The organism is uncultured Nostoc sp., assembly GCF_964245445.1.
In the GTDB taxonomy this organism is placed as follows: Bacteria; Cyanobacteriota; Cyanobacteriia; order Cyanobacteriales; family Nostocaceae; genus Nostoc.
The window spans coordinates 1-4,719 of the sequence record NZ_CAXTNE010000423.1; the positions used below are offsets into that span (position 1 = coordinate 1).

Consider the following 4,719-nt stretch of genomic DNA (forward strand, 5'->3'; position numbering starts at 1 on the left):
GCCCCCTGCCTCCACTCCCCACTCACTTTACTTTCAATACACTCTTCCCTAAAGATTGGCAAATAACATCATTTTGCGGTGTATGGATACGGCTGCACAGAACATCACGGTAGTGTCGCTCTAAAGGATTCTTTTTTAACAGACCAGGATTACCAGTCAGTTCTAAGGCAATCTCTACAGCACGAATCGAGTTAGTTGTGGTGAGGTATTTAACAGCTTGTGCGTGTAATCCTACGTTAGGCTCATACTCGCCCTGATCAATATCTTGAGCCAAGCTATAAATCAATCTGTTGTTAGCAAACAGCAGTGCTTCTATCTCACCCACAGCAGTTTGGAAACGTGGCAGAGTTGCCAGTGGCTCTTTGAGATTAGAAGGCGATCGCTCCCAAAGATATTTTACAAGCCAGTCTCGCGCACTAGTAGCAACACCAAGATATAAAGCACTCACTGTCAAACTGCCCCAAGTGGAAATCACAGGATCAAAGGATGGCGCGGTTGATATGGGGCTAATATTCAAAGCATACTCTCTTGGGATTAATACATTCTCCAAAATGAGATCGTGGCTGCCTGTAGCTCTCATCCCCAAGTGATCCCAGGTTTCGACAATTTGCAAACCGGTCAGATCGCGCGGAACCAGAAAATTGCCAACTTGTGGTTCATCCTCAGTTGTCCGTGCCCAAACAATAAAGTAACTGAGGATGGGACTGCCCGTGGTGTATTGCTTGTGGCCTGTTAAACGCCAACCCTCTGTTGTTGGCTCGGCAATTGTGGCAGGCAATCCGCCTCTAGCTGGCGTTCCTAACTCAGGTTCGACACGAGCAGCATTGAGCAGCGCAATACCTTCAATCGATTCACGGCACAGCCGTTTATATACTTCTGAATGCCAGCGACGGCTACGCGCCGCATGGGCATGTTGGAGATAGTGCATTGTCAGTACTAGCGCCGTCGAAGCATCGCCACGCGCTATGCCTTCAATCACTCGGCAGATAGTTGCTAGCCCCAAACCTTGACCACCTAATTCACGGGGAATGGTGAGGCTGAGTAATCCTGCCTTATGCAAAGCTGTAAAATTCTCGAAGGGAAAGGAACCGTCTTTGTCATGTGCCCCTGCACGGGTGGCAAAATCCTTAGCCAGAGCCTCAACTTGGTCGAATATATTATTGGGAAGAGTTTCTAAGCCTTTGGCTACAAAGGTGTCTGGCACTGCTTGCTCCAACTGTGACATAAATACTCCTTTAAAATTCACTTTACTACTACTGAATCCCATCCTGCGAAAAACTGATGTTTCTGCAAACTTGAGATGCTTTCATCAGAGTTAAGCGATCGCAACTACTTGTAGCCTAAACCCTACTTTCTTTTCTTCCTCAGTATCTGACCTCAAACTCAGGTCTTTTGGAGATTTTTTCAAATACTACTTAAAATCGCTCGGAATTTAGTAATTAGTAAGTATGACACAAACAGCTTTCTTAGAGCAAGCCAACCATCCGAATTTACGTTTGATTTTGACTTGGCTTGATTGGATCTATGCGTTGTTGATGATTTGACAATTGTTCAAACATTTGTATTAAGGCTAACTGCATTTCTGGCGTAAATTCCAACGTGCCAGAACGCAGATGTAAATCTAACTGAGGGAAGGGTATTTCAATTTGTCTTTGCTGTAATGATTCGTAGATATTGTAGTATAAATCACTTTTGAGCAAGAATTGTTTATTAGGTTCCGCAGTCCATACTAATAACTCAAAATTTAAGCTGTTGTTGGCAAACTCTTTAAACAGTACTAGAGGAGAAGGAGCCTCCAATACATTGGGATGCTTAGAGGCTGCCTCTAACAGAGCAGCTTGCACAACTTTGGGATCTGAACTATAAGCAACGCCAACGGGGAGATGAAGGCGAGAAATCGGGTTGCGGTGGCTCCAGTTGATTACTTCTTTTTCTAAAAAGCGAGAGTTAGGTACAATGATTGAAACGTGGTCAAGAGTCCGAATTTCAGTACTTCTTCCACCTATTCGCTCGACAGTACCTGTATATTCCCCAACTTCTACAAAATCTCCAACCTGAATTGGACGCTCAAATACTAGTACTAAACCACTGCCAAAATTCTTAGCAATATCCTGTAAACCAAAGCCAATTCCAACGCTTAAAGCACTTGCTAAGATTGTCAAAGAGCTAATGTCAAGCCCCCAAATTTGTAGCAGTACTAGTGTGCCAATAAAAATCAAACCATATTTAAAAAGTATTACAATCGCTTCTTGAGCGCCACGATTGATTCCAGTAAAAGATAAAATGCGAGAACGTAAAAAATTGGTTAAAGTTCCAGCAAAGATAACTAAGCCGAACAACAAACCAATCAAAATTATTAATTCAGTAAGAGAGTAAGGATTCTTGCCTAATGTCAGGATAGGTGAGGTGAAACTGGCGATCAGGATATTTGAAATTTGGTAGCTCCATTGACGAGTGAAAGGAAAGAGATTAGTGATATAAATAATCGCACTTATCCAAAGTCCGATACGCATACTCGCCAAAACTAATTTGAAAAATAATTCCAATACTTTTAGCAGTTCCGAATTAGCTATCGCATTGTTAGCAGTAGTTAAGCGAAGTGAAGCTATTCGGAAAAAGTGATGCTTAATCCATCCTAATAGCCAAGTGAATCCGGCAGTTATGAGTAAAATTGCTACTGCTACAAAAGTCGTATGTTGGAGATAGGTTTTAGTTCGCTCTAAACGAGCTTGCTGTAACGCTTCTTCAATTTCCTGTCCCCAAATCCTTGCCTGCTCATCAACTGTGCTACCTGGAACAGTATCTTGTTCTGTAACTGTTAACAGATAGCGGCCATTTAGCAAAATAGTAGGTAGCTGGTTGCGTTCTTCAATTTTAACTTGAATAAATTCAGAAGTTTTAATCGCATATTTTAGTTGTGAGTTGATTAAATTTGTCCGTTCTTGAGCGCTATAATGACCAGAATCGCTGATCTTAAAAAGCTCTTGCCCATCCAAAATAACCGGAGCTTTAGTTAATGCTTGAGCAACGACAGGAGTTAACCAGATAAATAAAACAAAAGTTAGTACTGCAATGAAAATATTGAAATATCTTGATGGCAGTCGCAAACGGTGAGAATAACGCATTAGGATTCTAACAAGATAATTTTAATCAAGCTAATTAATATTAACTATATTTTGTCACAATCAATTTTTTACCATAAAATAAAACCAATATAGCAATCCTAAATCATTCGTAAAAAGTTAGATCCCCGACTTCTTAAAGAAGTCGGGGATCTGGACACTGCGAATTTTCACAAATCAGATATGATTGTTATAGCAATCCGCTTTGAGTTTTGAAATTATTTGCGTGGTGCGCGTTCGCGAAGCGTAAGCGCGATAGATAGGGAGTAGGGAGTGGGCAAGAAGCCTTTTCGGAGTGTACTGATTTTTTTCAAAAATCAAATACGACTCCTATAGAAAGAATTTGATTTAGAGTTATATAACTGTTAACTAGCGACAAGCCAAGGAAGCATTTATGCATTGTTGCAGTGCCACAGACAAGCGATGCTCTTAATGCATTTGTAATTGTTGCGGCTTCGCTCCAGAGGTAAGCCATCTAAATTCCGGTTCCTAAGCAGCAGGATCTGTGACAAGCTGCCATTGTTAGCAAGTCTTGTCTGATACCAATTTACTAAAATTATGAAACAGATGTAAACCCTGAAAGACTTGCTATCTCTAAGTTTTTTAATTATTGCGTTAGCGACGTAGGAGCGTCATTGCGTTAGCAAAGCGGGGCGAACTCCTACGGAGAAGCAAACAACGCAATAGCGTCTCTAAGAGTTGCCCATTGCGTAGCTTGCTTCTCGCCTTTGGCGAGTATTGTGAATTGGTATGAGACACGCTCTTGCATTCCATCGTTAGAGCAACTTAAGAGACATCGCTTGATGGATTGACAAGAGACTAAAAGAGTGAGTTCCCCTCTGCTGGGATTTGAGAGAAAATATAAAAAGTATAATTGCTCATGCATCTTCCGAGAGAAGCCAATCAGGTGAAATATTTGTAATAATTTTCAATAATTGCAGTTACATAATTTTATTTATGAAATTTTAATGCCCTAACTGAATATGACAACTTGATTAAAGGAGAATTTTTTATGTCAGTCCAAAACTTAGAAGAATTTTTTCACACACAATTAGTCAAACACGGTGTAAACTACAACTTGGCTGCACAAGCAGCTAAAATATTGGCTTCTGGCAAACCTGATGAGCTATTAACAGCAGAAGAAAAGCATTTGGCTACAGAAGTTTGTCAGCAGTGGTTTAAACAGCGTCAACGTTTAGAGCGACTGAATTCTATTTTATAGAAGTGCATAGGGATATTTAGTAAAAATTGTGACTTTAGTTATATATCTCAAGGAGAACTTAGCCTTGAGATATATAACTAAAGAAGAATGAATTGAGTAGATTTGCAGAGTTAATTTAGAGCAGTAAAACAACTTAGACAATCTGGTTATCCAAAAAATTTGTGCGATCGCACAGCAAGATTATTCCTACTGTTGATGTCGTATGAGTGCGATCGCCATATAAAAATCTCGGTGTCTTCGCCACACTAGGAAAGTTGACAGAAATCTCAATAGATGCATCTGGGTATTTTAGGTAATCAGTGTCAAAAGTATTTTTGCTTAAGGACTTCCAGAAAATAAATTATCCAATTTACTCAGATAATATTTTTCTTTCTC

3 protein-coding genes are annotated in these 4,719 nt (G+C 40.2%); 1 reads left to right on the forward strand and 2 read right to left on the reverse strand.

The genetic code is table 11. The annotated features are described in order from the left end of the window. Positions 1 to 22 precede the first annotated feature (22 nt). Together ACFE90_RS36475 and ACFE90_RS36480 are read right to left on the reverse strand one after the other, a co-directional pair. Positions 23 to 1,225 carry an acyl-CoA dehydrogenase family protein gene (locus ACFE90_RS36475; protein ID WP_375507119.1) on the reverse strand — a complete coding sequence of 401 codons (1,203 nt, stop codon included), beginning with the start codon at positions 1,223 to 1,225 and terminating at the stop codon, positions 23 to 25. A gap of 265 nt (positions 1,226 to 1,490) precedes the next feature. Beyond that, positions 1,491 to 3,125 carry a mechanosensitive ion channel family protein gene (locus ACFE90_RS36480; protein ID WP_375507120.1) on the reverse strand — a complete coding sequence of 545 codons (1,635 nt, stop codon included), beginning with the start codon at positions 3,123 to 3,125 and terminating at the stop codon, positions 1,491 to 1,493. A gap of 1,009 nt (positions 3,126 to 4,134) precedes the next feature. Here ACFE90_RS36480 and ACFE90_RS36485 point away from each other — a divergent pair. Then, positions 4,135 to 4,344 (forward strand): hypothetical protein, encoded by a 210-nt coding sequence (locus ACFE90_RS36485; protein ID WP_375507121.1) that lies wholly within the window; start codon positions 4,135 to 4,137, stop codon positions 4,342 to 4,344. The last annotated feature ends 375 nt before the right edge of the window (positions 4,345 to 4,719 follow it).

Bases quoted from the DNA above. Each gene is read 5' to 3' on its own strand.
- ACFE90_RS36475 (WP_375507119.1), bottom strand. From the start codon at position 1,225: ATGTCACAGTTGGAGCAAGCAGTGCCAGACACCTTTGTAGCCAAAGGC.
- ACFE90_RS36480 (WP_375507120.1), bottom strand. From the start codon at position 3,125: ATGCGTTATTCTCACCGTTTGCGACTGCCATCAAGATATTTCAATATT.
- ACFE90_RS36485 (WP_375507121.1), top strand. From the start codon at position 4,135: ATGTCAGTCCAAAACTTAGAAGAATTTTTTCACACACAATTAGTCAAA.